At 66.0% G+C, this 20,691-nt stretch carries 14 protein-coding genes; all 14 read right to left on the bottom strand.

The window, feature by feature from the left end; translation table 11 throughout:
• Positions 1 to 3 precede the first annotated feature (3 nt).
• Entirely contained in the window at positions 4 to 2,316 is a 2,313-nt protein-coding gene (locus VFY73_RS22210) for a hypothetical protein (protein WP_329722865.1), read from the bottom strand.
• 229 nt (positions 2,317 to 2,545) lie between these two features.
• A complete protein-coding gene (locus VFY73_RS22205; protein ID WP_329722863.1) occupies positions 2,546 to 4,309 on the bottom strand; it encodes a putative glycoside hydrolase in 1,764 nt (587 codons plus the stop codon).
• Positions 4,302 to 8,678 carry a glycosyltransferase gene (locus VFY73_RS22200; RefSeq protein ID WP_329722861.1) on the bottom strand — a complete coding sequence of 1,459 codons (4,377 nt, stop codon included), beginning with the start codon at positions 8,676 to 8,678 and terminating at the stop codon, positions 4,302 to 4,304. Before VFY73_RS22200 ends, VFY73_RS22205 begins: the two co-directional genes overlap by 8 nt.
• A gap of 98 nt (positions 8,679 to 8,776) precedes the next feature.
• Complete coding sequence (locus VFY73_RS22195; protein ID WP_329722859.1) at positions 8,777 to 9,706, bottom strand: NAD-dependent epimerase/dehydratase family protein; 930 nt, start codon at positions 9,704 to 9,706, stop codon at positions 8,777 to 8,779.
• 1 nt (position 9,707) lies between these two features.
• Positions 9,708 to 10,901 carry an NAD-dependent epimerase/dehydratase family protein gene (locus VFY73_RS22190; protein WP_329722857.1) on the bottom strand — a complete coding sequence of 398 codons (1,194 nt, stop codon included), beginning with the start codon at positions 10,899 to 10,901 and terminating at the stop codon, positions 9,708 to 9,710.
• 498 nt (positions 10,902 to 11,399) lie between these two features.
• Positions 11,400 to 12,869, bottom strand: a complete 1,470-nt coding sequence (locus VFY73_RS22185; protein WP_329722855.1) for a glycosyltransferase family 1 protein — start codon at positions 12,867 to 12,869, stop codon at positions 11,400 to 11,402.
• Position 12,870: 1 nt separating this feature from the next.
• Positions 12,871 to 13,554, bottom strand: coding sequence for an ABC transporter ATP-binding protein (locus VFY73_RS22180; RefSeq protein WP_329722854.1), 684 nt, complete (start codon positions 13,552 to 13,554; stop codon positions 12,871 to 12,873).
• Complete coding sequence (locus tag VFY73_RS22175) at positions 13,551 to 14,363, bottom strand: ABC transporter permease (protein ID WP_329722852.1); 813 nt, start codon at positions 14,361 to 14,363, stop codon at positions 13,551 to 13,553. Before VFY73_RS22175 ends, VFY73_RS22180 begins: the two co-directional genes overlap by 4 nt.
• Positions 14,353 to 15,492, bottom strand: coding sequence for a hypothetical protein (locus VFY73_RS22170; protein WP_329722850.1), 1,140 nt, complete (start codon positions 15,490 to 15,492; stop codon positions 14,353 to 14,355). Before VFY73_RS22170 ends, VFY73_RS22175 begins: the two co-directional genes overlap by 11 nt.
• Before the next feature lie 13 nt (positions 15,493 to 15,505).
• Positions 15,506 to 16,630 carry a glycosyltransferase gene (locus tag VFY73_RS22165; RefSeq protein WP_329722848.1) on the bottom strand — a complete coding sequence of 375 codons (1,125 nt, stop codon included), beginning with the start codon at positions 16,628 to 16,630 and terminating at the stop codon, positions 15,506 to 15,508.
• Positions 16,627 to 17,013, bottom strand: coding sequence for a hypothetical protein (locus VFY73_RS22160; RefSeq protein ID WP_329722846.1), 387 nt, complete (start codon positions 17,011 to 17,013; stop codon positions 16,627 to 16,629). Before VFY73_RS22160 ends, VFY73_RS22165 begins: the two co-directional genes overlap by 4 nt.
• Before the next feature lie 70 nt (positions 17,014 to 17,083).
• Positions 17,084 to 17,932, bottom strand: a complete 849-nt coding sequence (locus VFY73_RS22155) for a glycosyltransferase family 1 protein (protein WP_329722844.1) — start codon at positions 17,930 to 17,932, stop codon at positions 17,084 to 17,086.
• Positions 17,933 to 18,186: 254 nt separating this feature from the next.
• Positions 18,187 to 20,094 (bottom strand): nucleoside-diphosphate sugar epimerase/dehydratase, encoded by a 1,908-nt coding sequence (locus VFY73_RS22150; RefSeq protein ID WP_329722842.1) that lies wholly within the window; start codon positions 20,092 to 20,094, stop codon positions 18,187 to 18,189.
• Positions 20,091 to 20,687 carry a sugar transferase gene (locus tag VFY73_RS22145; protein WP_329722840.1) on the bottom strand — a complete coding sequence of 199 codons (597 nt, stop codon included), beginning with the start codon at positions 20,685 to 20,687 and terminating at the stop codon, positions 20,091 to 20,093. The genes VFY73_RS22150 and VFY73_RS22145 overlap by 4 nt, the downstream gene beginning before the upstream one ends.
• Between the last annotated feature and the right edge of the window lie 4 nt (positions 20,688 to 20,691).

Genomic DNA, 20,691 nt, shown 5'->3' with positions numbered 1-20,691 from the left:
CGGTCAGGCGGCACGCCGCAGCACGCGGCGCACCAGATGCCGCAGGCGAACCGAGCGCGCACGGCGATGGGCCTCATCGCGCAGCTCCTTTGCCGAGGCAGCGAGGCGCTTGGCGTCCCAGCCGGGAGGCAGCAGCCCGGCGCCGATCGCGGCGGCGCAGGCCGGCAGGGCGTCGAGCAATCCCAACAAAATGCCTTGCTCCTGGGCACTGAAGGCCGCCCACGCGGCACGCTTCGATGCCGTGTCGAGTCCGGTGCCGACTGGAACGATCAGCTCGCTGGACACATGGCCGTTCTTCTGGAGCGGCCAATGCGCAAGTGGGGGTCTTCGCCCGCCACCGGCCGTCAGTAGCCAACGCAATGCCGGTTGCCCCTCCCGAGGGCCTCCCAGCAGCCAACGCAAATGCACGGTGCCCAGGGCCTGGCTGCCGAAGAGTGCATCGTCGACCTGCACGTCGATGGCGAGCCGGCCGTTCACTTCGGGCGCGGAACACATCGCAGCCGTGTCGTAGCGCAGGCGCGGTGGCAGATCGGCCAGCAGCAAACGCAACCTGGTCGCCACAGAACGCCAACGCGGGGCGGTCGCGAAAGGCTTGTTGCCAAGCTCGACTTCCAGCATCTGCACGATGCCGGTCACTGCAATCCAATCGGCGCTGCCCAACAACTGCAGCGTCTGTGCGCCGGCGGCGTCCTGCGGGATCAGCACCATGTAGTTGCGTCCTCGCTCCTGTCCACCGGTCTGCCAACCCGAGATCGGCGTTCGCCCGTCCTCCTCGAACAGCACGAGTCCGGGCAGGCCTCCATGTTCGACCAATCGCACCGTCATCTGTGCCTTCGTGCGTCCAGGCCACTGCGCGCGACGCACCAGAACGTCGACGTGGCAGTGCGGGGGCTGATCGTGCACCGTGCCGAATTCGACAGAACGATACGAGAACGACGACACGCTGCCGCCCCTGCGGATCTTCTCAAGCTCCGCATGATGGCTGCGTAGTTGCACCTGCAATTGCTCCACCTGCGTCTGGAGCAGCGCGCCTTCGGCAGCGCGAGCCTGCGCCTGCGCCTCGGCCTTGGTCAGTTTCTGCTGAACGGCGACCAGCTCCCCTGCCGCTTTGGTCTTCGCAGCGACCAGCTCTCCTGCCGCTTTGGCCTTCGCAGCGACCAGCTCCTCTACCGTTTTGGTCTTCGCAGCGACCTCGCGTTGCAGGGTCTCTTCGCGATGGCGCGCCTGCTTGGCCCGCTCCTCGTGCCTTGCCAGCTCGTTGCGCAGATGCGATTCGCGACCCTGAACGCGCGCGAGCTGCGCCGAGCGCTCGCGGTCGGTCACGGTTTGCGACTCGATGGCTTCCTCGGCCGCGTGCAATTGCAGCAACAACGCGCAGGCATTGGCCCGCTCGCGCTCGTGCGCTTGCCGCCCTTCGCGATACAGGCGGACGACATCTTCGCGCCACGCAACGGACGGCCGCTGGACCGAAACGTCGTCTTGAGACAGCGGCACGCAGGTGGCAAGCAATTCCTCGTAGAGACCGAGGACCCCCAGCCGGCCGGCGACAAGCGCCGATGCAAGTGAGACCGCCATCGGATCATCGCCGGGCATGACGGGCACTTCGCCCAGCGCCATGCCGAAGTGTTCCTGCAGGGGACCGCTCAACGCTTGCGGCCACGCCTCCACTTCGTCGCTCGCGACCATCAGCACGCGCTGAGGATGCCGATGGGCATGGCGAAGCAGCCGCTGCGCGCCGGCACACCACAAATCGAGCGCCTGCTCAACGCCACCCGGGCCGCCGCCGGCAATCCAGCGCGCCAGCGCGCGCACCGGCGTATCCACGAAGACCAGGTACCGTGAATGGGGGAAACACTTGTTGAGAGCTTCGAGCGCCCAGCACAACCGCACATCCACACCGCCGCGCGGCGCATCACCGAAGGCCGCCTTCCAGCGCTGATCGTCGGCCGCCAGCACGCCCCACTGCGTTGCGTCGATGCCCAGGACACGATCGAGCCAGGCGCTCAAGCCGTTGTCCAGCAGGTTCCGACCGCGATCATCGCCGATCAATACGGCGCGCGCGAGTGACTCCCAAGACGCGTGCGGCGTACCGAGCATGAACATCGCCGTCGCAGTCCGTTCGGTACGCGGCGCGGCGAGCGCAGAAGGAGCGATTATCGACATCGGCGCGGCAGGAATGGATAAACGATAAGCATAGCGCACAACGGTTCGACGGCTTGCCATGACCGGCATGGATAACCCCGTGCGACTACGGGCCTCCTTGTAGGCTCCGATATTGGCGCCGGACGACTTCGTCTCGACCGACGAAGCGCGCAATCACGCGGTCGTTCGCTCAATCGCCTCGAACAAGGCGACCCATCGCGGCAGCTCCGCGGCGCCTGCGGACGTCACATGCGCCCAAAGCCGTCTCGCTCAGGTCGAAGGACCGAGCGAGACGCGCGGAAGAACAGGCTCGACTGCAGCCGGCCCGCGTCGAGGCCTCTTCAGTCCGGCCCGCTGCAGGCGGCCGGCGGGACGGTGTGGAGGCCGGGCGATCAAGGTCGCGTCAAGGCTTGTCGACCACGCGCATCGTCGGGTTGTTCAGCTCGATGCGCGAAACAGCGACCGCGCCAACCAAACGCACATGGCTCCAGCGCTTGAACCGATATCTCGTGCCTTCGAGCGCGGCGGCGCCGAAGCCAAAGGTTTCCTGTTTCAGGCTCTTCTTCAGGTGCAATGTCGGCCAGGTGTCGCGGCCGCTCTTGGCCGTAGGGCTGCGGAAGGGTGCGCCGTCCTCGAGCGCCGCGCTTCCGCCCTTGCCGTCGTCGCTGGAAACCTCCAGCACCACCTGGGTGTGCTCGCGCTTCGGGTCGTCGACCTCGGCCACCGCCAGGATGGCCGCCGAGCGGTCGAGCAGCTCGGCATCGATCTCGAGGTGTTCGTAGGGGTTGGCCGAGCGCTCGAAGTCGAGCAGGACGTCGTGCTCGCCCGGCTGCTTCTCGGCGGCCAGACGCAAGACCTCGCGGCCGTCCATCTTGTCCAACTGCGCGCCGCCCCACTTCCAGCTCGCCATGGTGCGCGCGTCGATCTCGCGCTTGGCCGGCTTGGCGGGCCTTTCGCTGTTCAGCAAGATCGCCCCTTCCCCCGCGGACAAGCGCAGCTCGCCCAGCCGGCGGTGGCCTTCCAGGGTGAAGTAGCCCTTGCCGCCCAACGAGAGCGTGCCGCCGCGGCCATCGTCCGGGGCTGCGGCCACGAGGCCGTTGGCGAATTCACGCACCCACAGACCGCCTACCTGGCGGGCTGCCCCGCGCGCCGCACCGAGGTCAGCGCTCCAATCGGCGTAGTAGTCCATGCCACCTGTGCGGCCGCGCTGCGTCGGCACCTGGAAGGTGGCGTGGTACTTGAAGAAGTCGACCGGCCGTGCGACGAGCAGAAAGCACGCGTAGAGATAGCGTTGCCACAGGTAGTCCTGCGCATAGTCGGTGTAGGTCAACGGGCCACGGCCGAAGACCAGCACCGAACGGTTCGCCGGCAGCGTAGGGATGATTTCGAGGAAGGGACGGATGTCCTCCGTGAAACTATGCTTCGGGTTCTTCGGGTCCATGCCGAAGAATTCGATCGCCGCGCCGCTGGTCGAAGCCAGCAGCTTGGCCTGGTCCTTCAACTGGCCGGGCGCGAAGTTGAACAGGCCGTTGTAGACGACGAAGGCATTCGGCCCGAGGCCCTGGCGCAGCTCGCCGAACAGCGCGTCCATGCCGCCGGCGTAGGAGGGGCAGAAGTCTGCCTCCTGCTGGCAGCGCTTGGCCAGCTCGGCTGGACGCGCGTTGGGCGTGCGGGTCGACAGGTCGACCGCGAAGCCGTCGACGCCGAGCCCGTTGCGCGCGCGCAGGAACTGGCTCACCACGCGCTTGCGCACGTCCGGGTTGCGCACGTCGAGGAAGTCCACCTTGGTGTCGTTGTCACCCTTGGTCTCGGCGAGCGCGCGTGCCTTGCCATCGTCGAAGCCGCGCAACAGGTCGGCCTCGCTGCGGCCTGCGTCGGTGTAGCGATTGGCCCACGAGTAGGACAGCACCGGCGCCGTGGTGTCAGCCTTGAAGCGGCCGATCACCGCCTTCAGCGTGTAGTCGGGGTCGGGGTTGTTCCAGCTCGCGCGCAGCACGACCAGGCCGGCACGCTGGCCGATCTCGCGCGTGACCTGCTTGTCGAAGGTGACGTTGGACCGCGGCTCCAGCCAGAAGACGGTCTGGTTGGCGAACGCAGCCGAGGCTGTAAGCGTCGCAGCAGCCAGTGCGAGTGCACGAAGGGAAAACTGGCACAGCAGATCACGCATGGCGCATCGCCTCCTGGTAAACCTCGAGATGCCGATCGGCCGCCACCACCGGGTCGTGGAAAGCAGCCGCTGATTGCCGGCAGCGCAGCGACCGACGCAATGCCGACGTGGCGTCGGCAGCCAGCACCCATTCGATACCGCGCACCAGGTCAGCTGCGTCCTGGTAGCGCGCAATGTAGCCAGTGTCAAGGTGCCGCACGAGGTCGGGCACGTTGCCGACGGGGAATGCCACCACCGGCGTTCCGCACAGCAGGGCCTCGCCGATCGTCAGCGGTGCGTTGTCCTCCGCCGACGGAAACAGAAACGCGTCAGCAGCCGAATAGGCCAGCGCGAGGCGCTCTTCGTCTTCGATATGTCCAAGGCGGTGCGCCGGCAATGGCAGGTCGATCTTGCCCCCGCCAAACAGCACCACCTCGATGTCGCGATTGGCAACCATTCGAAGTGCCCGCTTCAGCCAATCGCTGCCCTTGCGTTTGCTGGTCAAGCTGTCCGCGCCGAACAGCAGCAGCTTCTTGTCCAGCGGCAGGCCGAGTTCGATACGGGCGACCACCTTGTTGGTCGGGGTGAAGCGGTCGGTCGGAAAGGCGTTGGGAATGACGTGGATGGGCCGGTCGCCCAGCAGCGCGCTCTTCGCCACGCGGTCGGCGATCCACTGCGAGGGACAGATGATGTGCAGGTTGCGCAGGCCAGCATAACTGGCCTTCTTGCGCTCGAGGGCACGCTGGGCCATGTCGCTCTGCCCCCCCAGCAGCGGGCAGGCGCGGCACTCGCGCTGGTACTCCTCGCAGCCTTCGGAATAGTGGCAGCCACCGGTGAACGGATTCATGTCGGCCAGGGTCCAGACGACCGGCCGATCGCCCAGCACTTCGGCGGCATGCGCATAGTCGAACATGCCGACCACCCAATGCAGGTGCAGCACGTCCGCGGCGTCGATCTGGCCGCGCAGGCGGCGGAAATCCAGCACCGACTCGGGCAGTGAAAACAACTCCTGCGCGCAGTAACCCGGCACGGCACGCACCGGATCGATGGCGCGCTCGCGCACCATGCGCCAAACCGCCTCTGGATCGTTTGATGGAGCGCCGCCTTGCGGCGACAGTGTCGACACGAAGGGCTTGGCGGAACGTTTGACCAGCGTACCGACTCGAGCGTCCGCGCCGCGTTTTCGCAGGGCCTCGACGCGGCGCATCGTGCCCGTGCCGGCGCCGCCATGGTCGCGCGATATCAACGTCAGCACGCGCACGCCTGCCTTGCCGTCGGGTCGGGCGGCGGCCGGCGCAGACGCCGGTAGTGCGATGGTGGCCACGGACCGTCGGGCCAGCAGGTCGAACAGGGCGCGCTGCGGCGGGCGGTCGCGGTCCAAATCCGTGTGGCTCAGCCCAGCCTCGACGAAAGCTGCGGCCACCCGGTTGGCGAACTCCTGCAGTTGCGCCGGGCCTTCGATGCGCCGCAGCGCAGCGAAGAACGGCTCGCTCCAGTACGCAAGAAGCAGACGCCGCCCGATGGCTTGGTGCCCCGCTGCATCCAGCGCGCGCCAGGCGCGACGACGCCACTCCACCGAGTCGAGGAACTTGCGGTGGGTGAAGCTATTCATCGCGCTGCTCTGGTTGGCGCGGTAGATGTAGGCCAGCTCGCCGGTCAGCGTGACGCTGCGGGCGGCGATCAGAGCGTGCACGATGAAGATGCTGTCCTGGCCCATCTTCAGGTCGGTCGGATAGGGCACACGGCGTGCGAATTCGGTGCGGTACAGGTAGGACCAGTGTCCCTCGGTGTGGTCCAGCAACTGTGGCCGCGCAGCCAAATTCGTGTTGACGACCGGAGGCGCGCCTTCGGACAGGCCCTTGCGAACCGGCTTGGCGGCCTTCTGCCCCATCAACGCCTGTTCGTGAAGGTAAGCACCGCGAACCATGTCGCTGCCATGGCGCCGTGCCGCGGCCACGAGGCGTTCGAGCGCCGTCGGGGGCATCATGTCGTCCGGGTCGAGGTGAAAGACGAACTCGCCCCGGGCGGCCTTGACGCCGGCATTGCGCGAGGCCCCGTGCCCGATGTTGCGATCGTTCGGCAGCAGCACGACACGAGGATCGCGGGCCGCGTAGGCCCGCACGATGGCCGCCGACCCATCGGGGGCCTGGTCGTCCACGCAGACCACCTCGAACTCGCGCAGGCTCTGCGCCAGCACACTGTCGAGCGCCGCGCTGATGGTGGACTCGGCACGGAAGAACGGCAGGATGACGCTGACCTGCGGGCGAGTTCCCGCTGCCGGTACCGAAGCCGGTGCGGGTGTCGAATCTGCCTTTGCTGCCTTTGCTGCCGAGGCGCCCGCCGGTGCCGGCGCCCGCAACAGCTCGCGCTCCGCATCGTCGATCCGTCCCGCCAGCAGGTGCTGCAGGAATCCTCGCTTCTCGGGAGGCACCCGCGGCGGAATCTCGTCGAGACCGGCCTCGCTGAAGGCCTGGCGCATCGCCTTGCCCAGTTGGTCGAGCGAGGCGCGATCGGGGGACTGCGCGTAGTGGCGGCGGAACTGATCGTGCCAGCCGAGCGCCGCGAAGTTGGTCACCAGGCGCACGCCGAATTCACGCAGGCCGTGATCGGTCAGCACATGCAACGCGCGCCGACGCCACTCGAGCACATCGAGGTACTTGCGCATGTTGAACACATTCATCGCCGACTCGGCGTTGGCCAGGTAGTTGTAGACGACGTCCGGGACGATGGTGATCGTCCGGGCCGCCGGCAGGACGCAGCACAGAAAGATGCCGTCCTGGCCCATCTTCAGGTCTTCCGGGTAAGGCACGCGCCGTGCGAGTTCGGCCTTGTAGAGGAAGGCCCAGTGCCCCTCGGGCATCTTCAGCAGCTCGGGCAATGCGGCGACGCCAACGTTGACGATCGTCTGCGGCGTCTTCATCGGATGCATGACGACGGAGCCGGCGGCGTCGGCCCGGGCGTTGTGGAACTGCTCGCGTCGATAGGCGCCGCGGACTAGATCGCTGCCGTGCTGCTGCGCATGGTCGTACAGCAGCTGCAGAGCGTTGTCCGGCAGGGTGTCGTCGGGATCGAGGTGGAAAATGTAGGCACCCCGGGCGCGGCGCACGCCCCGGTTGCGCGTCGCACCGAGCCCCACATTGACCGGATTCGTCATCGAGACGACGCGGCTGTCGCGCGCCGCGTATTCGTCGATGATCGCCTGGGACTCGTCCGGCGTCTGGTCGTTGATACAGATCAGCTCGAATTCGGTGAGCGTCTGCCGCAGCACGCTGTCCAGGCACAGGCGCAGCGTCTGCTGGGCGTTGTAAACAGCGAGGATGACGCTGACCTTGGGGCGCAGCGCGCTGCGGTGGCGCTTCAGCTCGTCGAGCAGTTCGGCCTGACCATCGCGCCACCAGGGCCTGTCCTTGCTTCGGACGTGCAGCACGTTGTCTTCGACATATTCGTGGACCGAGCGGACCAGGTCCGGTTGGTCGGCATGCCGGCTCGCGAGTGCCAGCAATTGCTGCCCGGTGTGGTGGCGACGGTCGCAGAGCAGGTTGACGTCTTCCGCCGACAGGCAGGAAAAGCGGCCAGCGATCACCCGGGCCCGTTCACGCAGCATGCCGGCGTCGTCGACATTCGAGATGCCGTCGTTGCGGAAGTTCAGCAGCGGGCGCGGGATCTCGTAGTGGGTGTAGCCGGCGTCGTACAGACGCATGGTGAGCTCGAAATCGGCGGCGATCCGATAGGACTGGTCGTAGCCGCCCACGGCGTCGTACACCGCCGCCGGGATCAGCATGGTCTCGTGGCGCAGCGGCATGCGCAGCCGGGTGCCGGAGTCGTACGGCATCGACCGCATGATGCTCTTCGACACGCCTTGAGGCGTGATCTCGGCAGCAAGCGCCGAGACGAACGAAGTGCCGGCGCAGCGCCGCGCCTGCAGGAGCTCTTCGACCGCCGTCGGGACATAGCTGTCGTCGGCGTTGAGCAGCAGCACGAAGTCGCCGGTGGCCAGCGACAGGCCCTTGTTCATGGCCTCGTAGAGGCTGGCGTCAGGCTCGCTGACGAAGTAGTCGATGGCGTCGGCGTGGCGGGCGAGCAGGGCCGGCGTCTGGTCGCTGGAGGCGCCATCGACGACGATGTACTCCAGGTTGTCCCAGCTCTGCTGGAACACCGACAGCATGGCGTTCTCGAGCGTGGCCGCGGCATTGCGGCACACGGTGACGATGCTGACCAGAGGTCGGCCCGCCATGGAGGCCTTGTACAGGCCCTTGAGGCGCAGCCCGCCCTCGACAAGCGGGCCGTCGTTGGCATCCAAGCGCAGACGCGCACAAGTGGTGGCGCCCGGGCGCAGTCCAGGGGCGGCGGACACGGTGTTCTGCTGGGTCGCGATGCGGTCGGGGCTCATGCGTCGTGCGGAGGCGGGGCCTGGCGGCCCCTCTGTTGGCGGCCGGCAGCGCCGGCCCTCACCGGACGCGGCGGGAGCATGCCCCCGCCGCGGGTTCGTCAGCGGGGCTGTTCCTGCATCCAGGCCCAGGTGCGGGCCATCGCATCTTCGATCGACACCGACGGGCCAAAGCCGAGTTGCTCGCGAGCCAGGTCGTAGGTCGCGAAATTGCGCTCCACTTCACCGGGACGCTTGAGGTCGTGCACGATCGGATGTTCCGGCCGGCCGCCGACACGGCAGGCGATCTCGGCGAGTTCGCGGACGCTCGTCTCGCGGCCGCTGGCCAGGTGGAACACATTGAAGCGCGGCAGCGCGGCTTCGAGGCCGGCGACGATGCCGCGGCACAGGTCTTCCACGTAGAGGAAATCGCGCGTGGCCGAGCCGTCGCCATAGATGCGGATCGGATCGCCGTTCATGATGGCCTTGAAGAACGCAGTCACCGCGCCCTTTTTGTGCCAGCTGATGGGGCCGATCACGTTGGCAAAGCGCAGGGCGGTCACCGACATGCCATACGCCTCGGCGAAGGCACAGCAGTAGCCCTCGCCGGCCAGCTTGCTGGCGCCATAGGGCGAGATCGGCCGGGGCAGCGCCCCCTCGTTCACCGGCGGCGTGGCATTGCCGATCAGCGCTCCGCCGGTGGAGGCGAACACCACGCGCTGCACGCCCGCCTGGCGAGCGGCGTTGAGCACCTTGAACGTGCCCTCGACATTGATGCTGAAGTTCTCGGAGGGCTCGGCCACCGACTCGACGACCGAGCCATAGGCAGCCAGGTGGACGACCGCGTCGCGGCCGTCGCAAGCAGCGATCACTGCGGACTCGTCGCGGATGTCTGCCTGCACCACCTCGTAGGCGGCACGGTCGTCGAGGAACTCGACGCGGCCGCGCGAGAGGTTGTCGAGGATGCGCACCTCGTGCCCGCGGGCCCGCAACATCGGCGCCAGGTTGGCGCCGATGAAGCCGCAGCCGCCGGTCAGCAGCACTCGCGCCATCTCAACGGCCCTTTTCGGCGGCGTCCTGCTGCGAATGCGTCCAGTACGAAACGCACGGGATGCGGCTGCGGTCGCAGCGCTGCGAGTACTTCTTGGCGATCTCGGTCACCTCGAGCATCAGGCCGTCTTGCAGCGTCGTCGGCTTCAGGCCCAGGTCGATGAAGCACTTGTTCTCGACGTGCAGCTCGTTCTCGTCGGCCTCCTTGCGCGGGTTGGGCAGGTTGGAGACCTTGGCACCCGTGAGACCAGCGACCAGATCGGCCAGCTCGCGCACGCGGTGCGTCTCGGTCATCTGGTTGAAGATCTTGACCTTCTCGCCGCGCTTGGGCGGGTTGGTCAGGGCGAGCTCGATGCACTTGACGGTGTCGCGGATGTGGATGAACGCGCGCGTCTGGCCGCCCGTGCCGTGCACGGTCAGCGGATAGCCGACGGCCGCCTGCATCAGGAAGCGGTTCAGCACGGTGCCGTAGTCGCCGTCGTAGTCGAAGCGGTTGATCAGGCGCTCGTCGCGCATCGTCTCGGGAGTGTGGGTGCCCCAGACGATGCCTTGATGCAGGTCGGTGACGCGCAGGCCGTCGTTCTTGTTGTAGTACGCGAAGAACAGCGCATCCTGGGTCTTCGTCAGGTGGTAGATGCTGCCCGGGTTGGCGGGGTACAGGATCTCCTGCTCGACGACCTTGCCCTCCGGGGTGGTCACCTGGACATTCAGGTAGCCCTCGGGGATCTTCATGCCGGCGGTGCCGTAGCCGTACACGCCCATCGTGCCGAGGTGGACGACGTGGATGTCACGGCCCGATTCGACGACGGCGCACAGCAGGTTGTGCGTGGCGTTCAGGTTGTTGTCGACGGTGTAGCGCTTCTGGCGGGCGCCCTTCATGGAATAGGGCGCGGCGCGCTGTTCGGCGAAGTGGACGACCGCCTCGACCTTCTCGTCGCGCAGCAGGTCCAGCAGTTCCTGGTAGTCCTGGGCGACGTCCAGATAGCGGAATTCGATGGTCTTGCCGGAGACTTCCTTCCAGGCCTGCAGGCGGGTGCTCATCGGCGCGATCGGGGTCAGCGATTCGACCTCGAGTTCAACATCGATCTTGCGACGGGACAGGTTGTCGACGATGACCACGTCGTGTCCGATATTGGACAGATGCAACGCAGTGGGCCAACCGCAGAAACCGTCGCCACCTAGAACCAAGACCTTCATGAAAACCTCACGCAAAAAAAGGGATACGGTTAGACAGGGCTGCTGAAATTGAGATACAGGGATTTCTCAGTCTTCAGGCTGCACTTCCGTCCGTCGGGGAAGAGCCAATCTGCAATCCTAGCAAACCGCATCAGGACGACTCGGTGACCTCTGACAAGGGTGCATGAACTTCTGCTCCGCGAGGTCGCAAAGCGTTTTGATCGGCCGTCGCCACCGGATCTGAAAACTGTAAAAGCAAAGCAAGTTCGTCAGAATACGGCAATTCGAGTGCCGAGCCCATGCGCTTGCATCGTGGCAACCTAAGGCCTGTTAACACTTCGCAGCGAATAACCGGCACGTCCGCGTGTTCATCGAAGAACCGCTGATGGCAAACGCAGCCAGACGCCTGTACCGGCTCCGAGAAGGGCCACCGTGCCCAGCGTGCGCAGTCCGCCCGCCCCGGTGCCTGAACAGGCGCTCGCGCGCTGAAGGCTCTCGCGCTGCTCGGCGCAATGATGTCTATGGCTTGGGCCGAATTTGGGTGAGGAACTCCTGCCACTTCGGCAGGACGCGCTCGGGTACATACTGTGCCGAAATCGGTCCGCCGCGCTCGCGCAGCGCAGCACAACGCATCTCGCCGTGCGGGCTCAGCACCTCGGCGAGCACTGCGGCCATGCCGGTGGCCGAATACGGGTTGAAATAGGCAGCCGCATCGCCGAAGACGTCCCGGTGCACCGGGATCTCGGAAGCGGCGACCACGCCGCCGCAGCGCATGGCCTCGACACCGGAGTAATCGAAACCCTCGCCGAAGCTGGGGCAAACCGTGACGCGGGCATGGCGATAGAGCAGTCGAAGCTCGTCGGCCGGCACGTCTTCGAGCATGTGCAGGCCGCCGCGAGCCAGCCACGGCTGGAAGCGCTTGACGATCGCCTTGTGGTCCCAGCCGAGCGAGCCGACGATCACCAGGTGCAGCCACGGGAATCCCTGGGCGCGCAGTCTTTCCCAGGCGGCCAGCAGCGTCTGGTGGTTCTTGCGTGGCTCGATCGTCGACACCATCAGCAAGTAGGGAAAGGCCTGGGCGTCCGGCCCCATTACCGGGGTGGCCGCGGCGTACTGGAACGCGGCATTTCGGCGAACGCGCAGGATTTCAGGAATGCGTTGCGGCCCCTCCGGCTCTTCATGGTAGTGGTGAGACACCATGTTCGGAATCGTCAGCGTCTTCGACTCAGCCTGCGGGAAGACCGCCAACAAGTCGCGCCGGGTGGCCTCGGAAACACAGGCGAACCAGGCGCCGTCCAGCACATTGCGCCGCAGCGCGTGATAGTGCGTCGCCTGGTGGTAGGACTTGTCCGAGATGGTGTGCGGCATCAGCAGCGGGATCGCGTCGTGGTAGCGAACCACGAGCTGGGTCGACTTGTCGACGCGACCCGGAAAGGGAGTCTCCGCCACCATCACGTCGACACCGCGGGTGTCGACGCGCGGGTACAGTGCGTGGCCGAACGGGCGCGTCAACAGTCCGCTGGCATGCATGGCCGTCCAGGGAGAACGCAGGACCTTGTAGCCCGCCCGCGTGACCAGTTCGAAATCGTCGTCGCGCAGAGTCTTGGCGAACAAGTTGCGCCAGATGAAGTCCCGAAACGGCGAGGCCTCGAAGCTGGTCAGCCGCTGCGGCAGCCCGAGCAGGGTGCGGCCAAGCACCGGCCACGGCGCCACGCCTTGCCGCAATCGCGAGACGATCTGCTGCGGAATGCTGCTGCCGCTGGTATCCAGCGAAACGACGACGCGCGACAAGCGATTGATCTGCTTGTCGCGACTTCGCCGCTCGTCGCTCGGGCGAAGGCCGCCGGCGATCAGACGCGTGCTCGACTGCAACATGCCCTGAACCTCGAGGCCGGGCAAGGTGTTCAGCCCGCGGAACAACAGCCGCGTCTCTTGCGGAATGCCGGCGTGGCCGCCCAATGCGGGCCGCATCTCGAGAAGGATTCTCATGTCAGGACGCCTTCGTGTCGGCCTTCACGGCCGGGACTTCGGCGGACTCGTAGAACTTGTAGGCGGCGTCCACGCTGTCGAAGTTGATCAGGCGGCCCTGGTGCAGGACACTGGCACGGCGGCAGTAGCGCTTGATCGAGTTGGCGTCATGGGAGACCAGGATGAACGAGCGGTCGCGACGTTTGCGAAACAATTCTCGATGGCAACGGTCGTGGAATCGCTTGTCGCCAACCACCAGCACCTCGTCGATGAGGAAGCAGTCGAATTCGATGGCCATTGACAGCGCGAACGCGAGCCGCGTCTTCATCCCCGCCGAGTAGTGATCCACCGGCTCACGAAAGTACAGGCCAAGTTCAGTGAATTCCTCGACGAACGGGCGCAGCGGTCGATAGTCCACGCCATAGATCCGGCAGATGAACTTGAGGTTGTCGAGCCCAGTCAGGTGGCCCTGGAATGCACCACCGAAAGCCAATGGCCACGACACCCGCATCGACCGTTCGATGCGGCCGGAAGTGGGCTCGGTCGCTCCGGCCAGCAAACGGATCAACGTTGACTTGCCGGCACCATTGCGCCCCAGAATGCCGATGTTTTCGCCGCGACGAAGCTCGAAGTTCACCTTGTCCAGCACGGTGCGCTGCCCGAAGCGGGTGCCATAGCGCATCGTCACGTCTTGCACTCGGATCATCGCTGCTCCAGGCGGCTCGCCGCACGACGCATCAGTACCAAGCCCGTTAAGCTCAGCACCAGATTGATGCTGGCCATGTAGCCGAGATCATGATGGGTCTGCACCACGCCGCCAAAGAAGCCCTCGCGTACGTACTCGACACCATGCACCATGGGCAGCGCAAGGGCCAAGTCGCGCTTCGCCCTCGGTAGCCAATCGACCATGTACGCCGCCCCCGAAAGCGGGAACAGCAGATAAGACACGGGATGCCAAAGCCGATCGACGATGTCGCCATAGGCAACCGCCGATCCCAGCGTGAAACCCAGAGAAGCGCCAAACCAAGCCAGCATCAGCCATCCGTAGATGACCTTCAGCGGGTCTTCTGGAGGCTCGATCAGACCAAGCGCAACGGCGCCAAGGGTCAACGCCGCAAACGACATCGTGGCTCCCGCCGCTTCCAGCAAGACGCGGGTGATCATGACATCCAGCACGCGCACATTGCGGTGGTACAGCAGATTGCGGTTCTGCTCGAGCGCAGCAATGCAGTGGCTCGTCGTGTTGCGCCACATCAGCACCGACGAATAGCCAGTGATCGCAAAGGCCACGATAGGCAGCGACGATGTCTGATGAAAGCCCGCCGCGGTCCACAGTGTCGCGACACCGATCGTGAACATCATCGGCTCGGCGACCAGCCAGAGAACGCCAAGGTTGTGCCGACCGAAACGCGTGATCAATTCGCGCATCATCAGCGCGTGAATGACGCGCCCCTGGATGACCAGCGAACGACGCAGCGACGTACCCGCCGGCACGGTGACGGCGTCAGTCGGCATGTTCGCGCACACCCGCGAGCAACAGGCTGAACACACCCCAGGCAACCAGGCCGAGCACGAACACAGTGAAAGCCGAGCGCAAACGACGTGGCTCGACCGCCGTATCGGGCAGGTTGGGCTGCACCAGCCGCTCAAGATAGAGCTGCTTGCGCGCCGCCTCGCTGCGTGCGGCATCAAGTGAGGCGATGGCCGCCGCGAGCTGCTTGTCGGCGATGTCCTTCTCGAGCGCAAGGCGGTAGAAGACCGGCGACTTCGCACTCAGCGAACCGGCCCCCTTGCCCACGACGCGTGAACTCTCGTCGGCAATGCTGGCGCGCAACCTCGAGGCCTGAGCCTGCAGCGTCGCCACCTGCGGGTTCGACGGCGCAACTTGCCGCAGATTGCCGAGCTGCGACTCGACGATGCGCAATTCTTCGCGCAATCGTGTCACGGTATCCAATTGCAGAGCTGATTCGCGATCAGGGTCGTACACGCCACCCTTGGCACGATAGGTCGCCAGTTCCACCCCGGCCTGCTTGTTGCGCGCCTCGGCCTTCGCCACTTCGCGTTCGGCCACCTCAACCAGGTCGAGCCGGCTGCGCTCGTTGAGCTGGTTGACCAGCTTCTCGCTCATCTGCAGCAACCGTTCGTTGACATCGCGCGCAAGTTCGGGCGTGAAAGCACGCACTTGCATCATCGTGATCGCCGACGTGCTGTCATAGTCGATCGCCACGTGATCGACGTAGTAGAGGAAGAAGGCCTCGAAACTGCGATCCCAGTCCAGGCCCGGAAAGCGATTGATGAGGTCGACTGAGCTGGCGCTGTAAGCCTTTTGCAGGCCCAGGTCGCTGTCGAGCTGGCGCAGTGCATCGCGCGACAGTGCGTAGTCGTGGACCGAATAGGTGTCGTCCTGCGAACGCCCCAGGCCCGTGCCCGAAAGCAACGAGCCGAGCGCGCTGGGCTCGCTGTGATCCGGCCGTCGCACGACAAAGCGGGACTCGCTGACGTACACGTCCGACGCGACGACACCGTAGTACACCGTCGCCAGCAATGTCGGCAACAGCACGGTGAGAACAAACAGGATGGGCAGCCGTGCGATGCGGCGCGTCAGCGCCCGCCAGCCGGCACGGTTAGGGAATTGGTCGTCCAAGATTCTCAGGTCCTCAGCGCAGGCCGACCGTCAACTGCCGGTACAGGTCGTCGAATCGATTGTTCATCGCAGCCGCCGTGAAGAGCTCCATGTAGCGGAGCCTTGCGTCACGCCCCATGCGCTCGGCCAAGGTGCGATCGTCGAGCACTCGGCGGAGTGCAGCTGCAAGCGCGGGGGCATCACGCGGCGGCACGCCGAGACCACAAGCATTGACCCACCCCACCCCCGAGCCTGGGATGTCGCTCGCGACCACGGCCTTGCCGGCGGCCATTGCCTCAACCAGCGCGACACCGAAAGCCTCGGCGCGCGAGGTGGAAGGCAGGCAAAACACGTCTGCGATGGCGAACAGTGCATCTCGGTCAACAGTTGAAAGCGGCCCAGTGAACCAGACCTTGGCACCCCGCGTTGCGGCAGCCGCCCGGCGGGTCAGGCTGTCGAGAAGCGCGCCGCCGCCGACGATCACGACGGTAACGTCTTCGGACAGCTCTCGCGCTGCATCAATGAGCACGTCGAAGCCCTTGTAGCCGGTCATCCTGCCGAGGGCCAGGACGATACGACCTGCCGGAACTCGTGCGCGCCAGGCGCGTACCCGCTGCGCATCAACGGGCTCGGCGGCATTATCACCGATACCCAACGGCACCACGGTCGCCTTGGCGCGAAACGGGGCGAGCTGCTCAGAGGCCTCCAGGTACGCCTGAGATGTCGCGACGATCAGGTCGGCTCGCCTCAGAAGCCAACGTTCCAGCGGCCCGAGCAGGCGCCGCGCGGTGCTCTGGGTGACGACATCGCTGTGCCAATGCAGCAGCATCCGGCGAGGCCGCGGTGCCAGCAACAGTGCCAGTGCCGCCATCGGATTGGGCAAGTGCACATGCACCACATCCGCGTCCGCCACTCGCCTTCTGGTCTCCTGCACCAATGCCGGCGAGATCGGCGTGGACAGCAGCATGCCAAGCTGCCCCGCACGCACCACCAGGCCCTCGCCGGGACCTGCGTCCACACATGTCCGCCAGTGCCGGCGCGTGCATAACACGTCCGCGCTCCAGCCGCGCGCCACCGCTCCTTCGGCCAGCGTGGCGACGATCGATTCCATGCCGCCGTGATCGGGCGGATAGAACTTCGCAAGATGCAGGACTTTCAAGCCTGAAGCGTCGCAAGCAGGCGCGCCACCGCCTGGGACGGCGCGCCCTCGCCGCGTCGATCGACCTGCGAAGCGGCACCGCCGCAGGTTTCGGGCCGCGCAGCAATATCGCAAGCGTGCACCGAGCAATCCCGGACCATGGCCTCGACCGGTGACGGGCCAACGCCCCCACACAAAGATGGGACGATCAAGCCGCGGGCTCCTTGCAGCCCCTTGACGCTGTCATTGTCGGCCGCTCCGCGCCGCACGAGCGCACGTCTCAGCGCTCGCGACCATTCACGCCCAAGCCGCGGCATGCCGGTGACCGGCCATGACAAGAACTTGCCGTCGATGGACCTGGTTCCTTGACCCGAGATGGTGCTGAGCTGACATTCGGTGAACACGGTGGGCGCAAGAACCGAGGCGGGGAATCACGAGGCGTGCGAGTTTACTGGACGGCCCCGCGTGTAGTTCTCAGTCGCTGGTCGTCGATGCCGCGGCCTCCACCAGTTCGAGCAATTGCCGCCCCGCCTCCTGCCAACCGAATTGCGCCACCCGCCGGCGGCCAGCCACGCGCAGGTCGTTGCGTATGCCAGAGTCGGCAGCGAGCCTGGCCATCGCCTCGGCCAGTTGATCGCTGGAAAGTGGGTCGACATACAGCGCCGCCTCACCGCAGATCTCGGGCAGCGCTGCGGCCTGAGCAGCTATCACTGGACAACCACAGGACATGGCCTCCAACGCGGGCAGGCCGAATCCTTCATAGACCGAGGGAAGAACGAGGCCCAGCGCTTGCTCGTAAAGGGCCTTGAGGCGGGCGTCGTCGACTGCCCCGGCTTGGACCAACCCAGGGGTGCTGAGCGCCCCGCCAGCACTGGCAAACACCCGGCGGTTGATCCCCCCTACCAGCACCAAACGCAAGTCAATGGCCGAACTCGACAATTGGCCAAAGGCACTCACCAGGCGCGCCAGATTCTTGGTCGGGTTGGCACTGGCCACAGCCAAAAGGTAGGGCTGGCCAGCCAACCCCAGTTCGCTCAGCACCCGCCGATCGGCAACGAGCCGTTCGAAATGGTCACCACCATTGGGCACCACTTCCAGGCGCCCGGCCGGCACGCCCAGCGCCGAAGCCAGGCGCTGGCGCGAGAACTCCGACACCGTCAACAACCGACCCGACCCTCTTGCCAAATGGCGGAAGAGGCTGCGATACCACCAACGGAAGGCTCGCGTGTAAGCCTGCGGCTGGTCGAACACCGCCGCGTCATGTAGCGTTGCAATTTGCGCACGAGCGAACCATGGCGCTGAACCCGCGAGGTTGAGCAGCAAGCCATCGCGCGCCGCGCGCGGCAGCGCCCATTGCTCCCATGCGTGCAACGGCCATCCCGCACGGCCGACAGTGCGTGCCTCGATCGCTCGCCAGCGCGGCGGTCGCACGCCAGGCGGGTGCAGCAAGACCCACGAACTCCGACCACGGCCCTGATCGAGCCAGGCGTCAACAGCCTCAAGCCACTGCCTGGCCGAGCGTTGCACGCCAGTCCCGCGTTGCGCAAGGAACTTGCCGTTGACGTAGACGCGGCCCATCAACCAACAGTTGATGCAGGGCGGAATTCGGGCACCAGATGGCGCAGGTGGCACCGCGCGCCGTCGTCGTCTGGGGAAGCGTCAAACGCCTGGGCCGCCTCACCGAGCTCGGCCAGCCAGACGACGATGTCAGGCGCCTCGATGCCGCTGCGCAGACGCGCCACCCGCAACCGCGGCACTGCTGTCGGCACCGAAGCATCGGCATCGGCCAGTAGTTCCTCGTACAGCTTTTCACCCGCCCTCAGGCCGGTGAAGACAATGCCTATTTCCTTCTCGCTGCGCCCCGCCAACCGGATCATGGTCTTGGCCAGCTCAACGATCTTCACCGGCTCGCCCATATCGAGCACCAGCACCTGCCCCGACTCACCGATGGCCGCCGCCTGCAGCACGAGTCGAGTCGCCTCGGGTATGGTCATGAAGTAACGGATGATCTCCGGATGGGTCACCGTGACCGGCCCACCCTTGGCAATCTGCTCTTTGAACTTCGGGATCACGCTGCCCGACGAACCGAGAACGTTACCGAAGCGCACTGCCATGAACTTTGTGCCAGGTTGTGCCACAGTCATGGCCGAAACAACCATCTCGGCGGCCCGCTTGGTGGCACCCATCACGTTGGTCGGGTTGACCGCCTTGTCGGTGCTGATCAACACGAAGCGCTCGGTGCCGACTTCGGCTGCGGCCAGCGCAGCGTGGTAGGTGCCCAACGTGTTGTTGCGCAGCGCGGCCCAGGCGTTGTGCTCTTCCATGAGTGGCACGTGTTTGAATGCCGCAGCGTGAAACACGACCTGCGGTCGCCATTGACCGAACACGCTGCGCAGGTGGGCCAGATCCTTCACATCGCCGATCAGCCGAACCAGCTCGATGCTGGGGAAGCGCTCGCTCAGGTCCTGCTCGATCGTGTAGAGGTTGAACTCCGACAGCTCGTACAGCACCAGCCGCGCCGGGCCGAAACGGGCCACCTGGCGGCACAGCTCGCTGCCGATGCTGCCGCCGGCACCGGTGATCAGCACGGTCTTGCCGGACAGCGTTTCCGCGATGCCGGCTTCGTCCAGCTGCACCGGTTCGCGGCCCAGCAGGTCTTCGGGCTCGATGTCGCGCACGCGATCGCCGCCGATATTGCCGCTGAGCAACTCTTCGGTCGAGGGCACGGTCAGCACCGGCAGGTGAGCCGAGCCCGCCAGCTCCACGGCTCGGCGGCGCTGCGCTGCCGTCGCGCCGGGCATGGCAATGATGAGGTGGGTCGCCGCGCCGCGCACACCTTTGTCGCGCACCGCTTCCAGAGGCCCCAGCACCGGCACGCCGGCGATGCGCGTCCCCTGTTTCATCGGGTCGTCGTCGAGCAGACCCAGGACGATCCAGCCTTGGTGATGAATACCCGCCAACAGGCGACGCGCTGCATCCCCCGCGCCCAGCACGAGCGCGCGTTTGACCTCGACGTCGCCGCCGGTGATGCGCGCGCGCGAATGCTCGTACAGCATCCGGTAGGCGATGCGCACCATGCACACTGCCATCAGCGCCACGATGGGATGCAGCGCCAGCACGGCTCGCGGCACCTCCACGAGCCGCAGGCCCATCACGACCACCGCGCAACCGAGCCCTGCGCTCAGACAAGCCAGTGTCAGCCGTCGCACCTCCGTGAAGCCCGAGAAGCGCCACATGCTTTGCGGCACCTTCGCGATCCTGAAGGCGACGAGGTAGACCAGCACCACGCCGAGCATCACCCATGGGTCGTAGCTCGGCCGAGCGGACCACCAGCGCTCGAAGCCCAGGCGAAACAGGTACGTCGCATTCCAGGCGAAGGCGACCATCAGCGCATCCACCATCAGCGACAGCGGTTGCCGGTGCGGGCGCAGTCGCGCCAGGAATCTGTCCAGCCGATGCCAGATCGTGGGGAACGGGACGCTCATCTCGTCCACAGGACACGCAGGGTCTGCAGCACCAGACCCAGGTCGGTCAGCAGATTCGCATGGTCGGCATAGTCAGCGGCCAGCGCCAGCTTCCTCGGCATGATGACCTCGACGTACTCTCGCTCGGGGTCAGGCGCAGCTGCCAGTTGCGCCGATTCACTGCGGAAGGCGAGCGAAGCCGGGTCGGTGATCCCGGGCCGGACGGCCAGCACACGATCTCGCATCGCATCGGGATACATCGCTACGTAACGAGGCACCTCGGGTCGAGGGCCGACGAAGCTCATGTCTCCCTTGAGGACATCGATCAACTGAGGCAACTCGTCGAGCTTGTGGCGCCGCAGCCAGCGGCCGGCGCGCGTGATGCGCGCATCCTCACCGACCGTGATCAGCGGCCCCTGCGGCGCCTGGGCGTAGACCATGGTCCGGAACTTGTGGATGCGAAACGGCACGCCGAATCGTCCGACACGCTGTTGGCGAAAGATCACCGGCCCGGGCGAATCGAGCTTGATCCACACCGCCAACGCCGGCAGCAGCGGCGCCAGCAGCAGCAAGCCCAGCGCCGCGCAAACCAGATCGAACATCCGCTTGGCCATGGCC

The organism is Ideonella sp. (genome assembly GCF_036277275.1).
Lineage (GTDB): Bacteria > Pseudomonadota > Gammaproteobacteria > Burkholderiales > Burkholderiaceae_C > Ideonella.
Note: the sequence above shows the minus strand (reverse complement) of the source record. Positions and strands in the feature narration are given on the sequence as shown.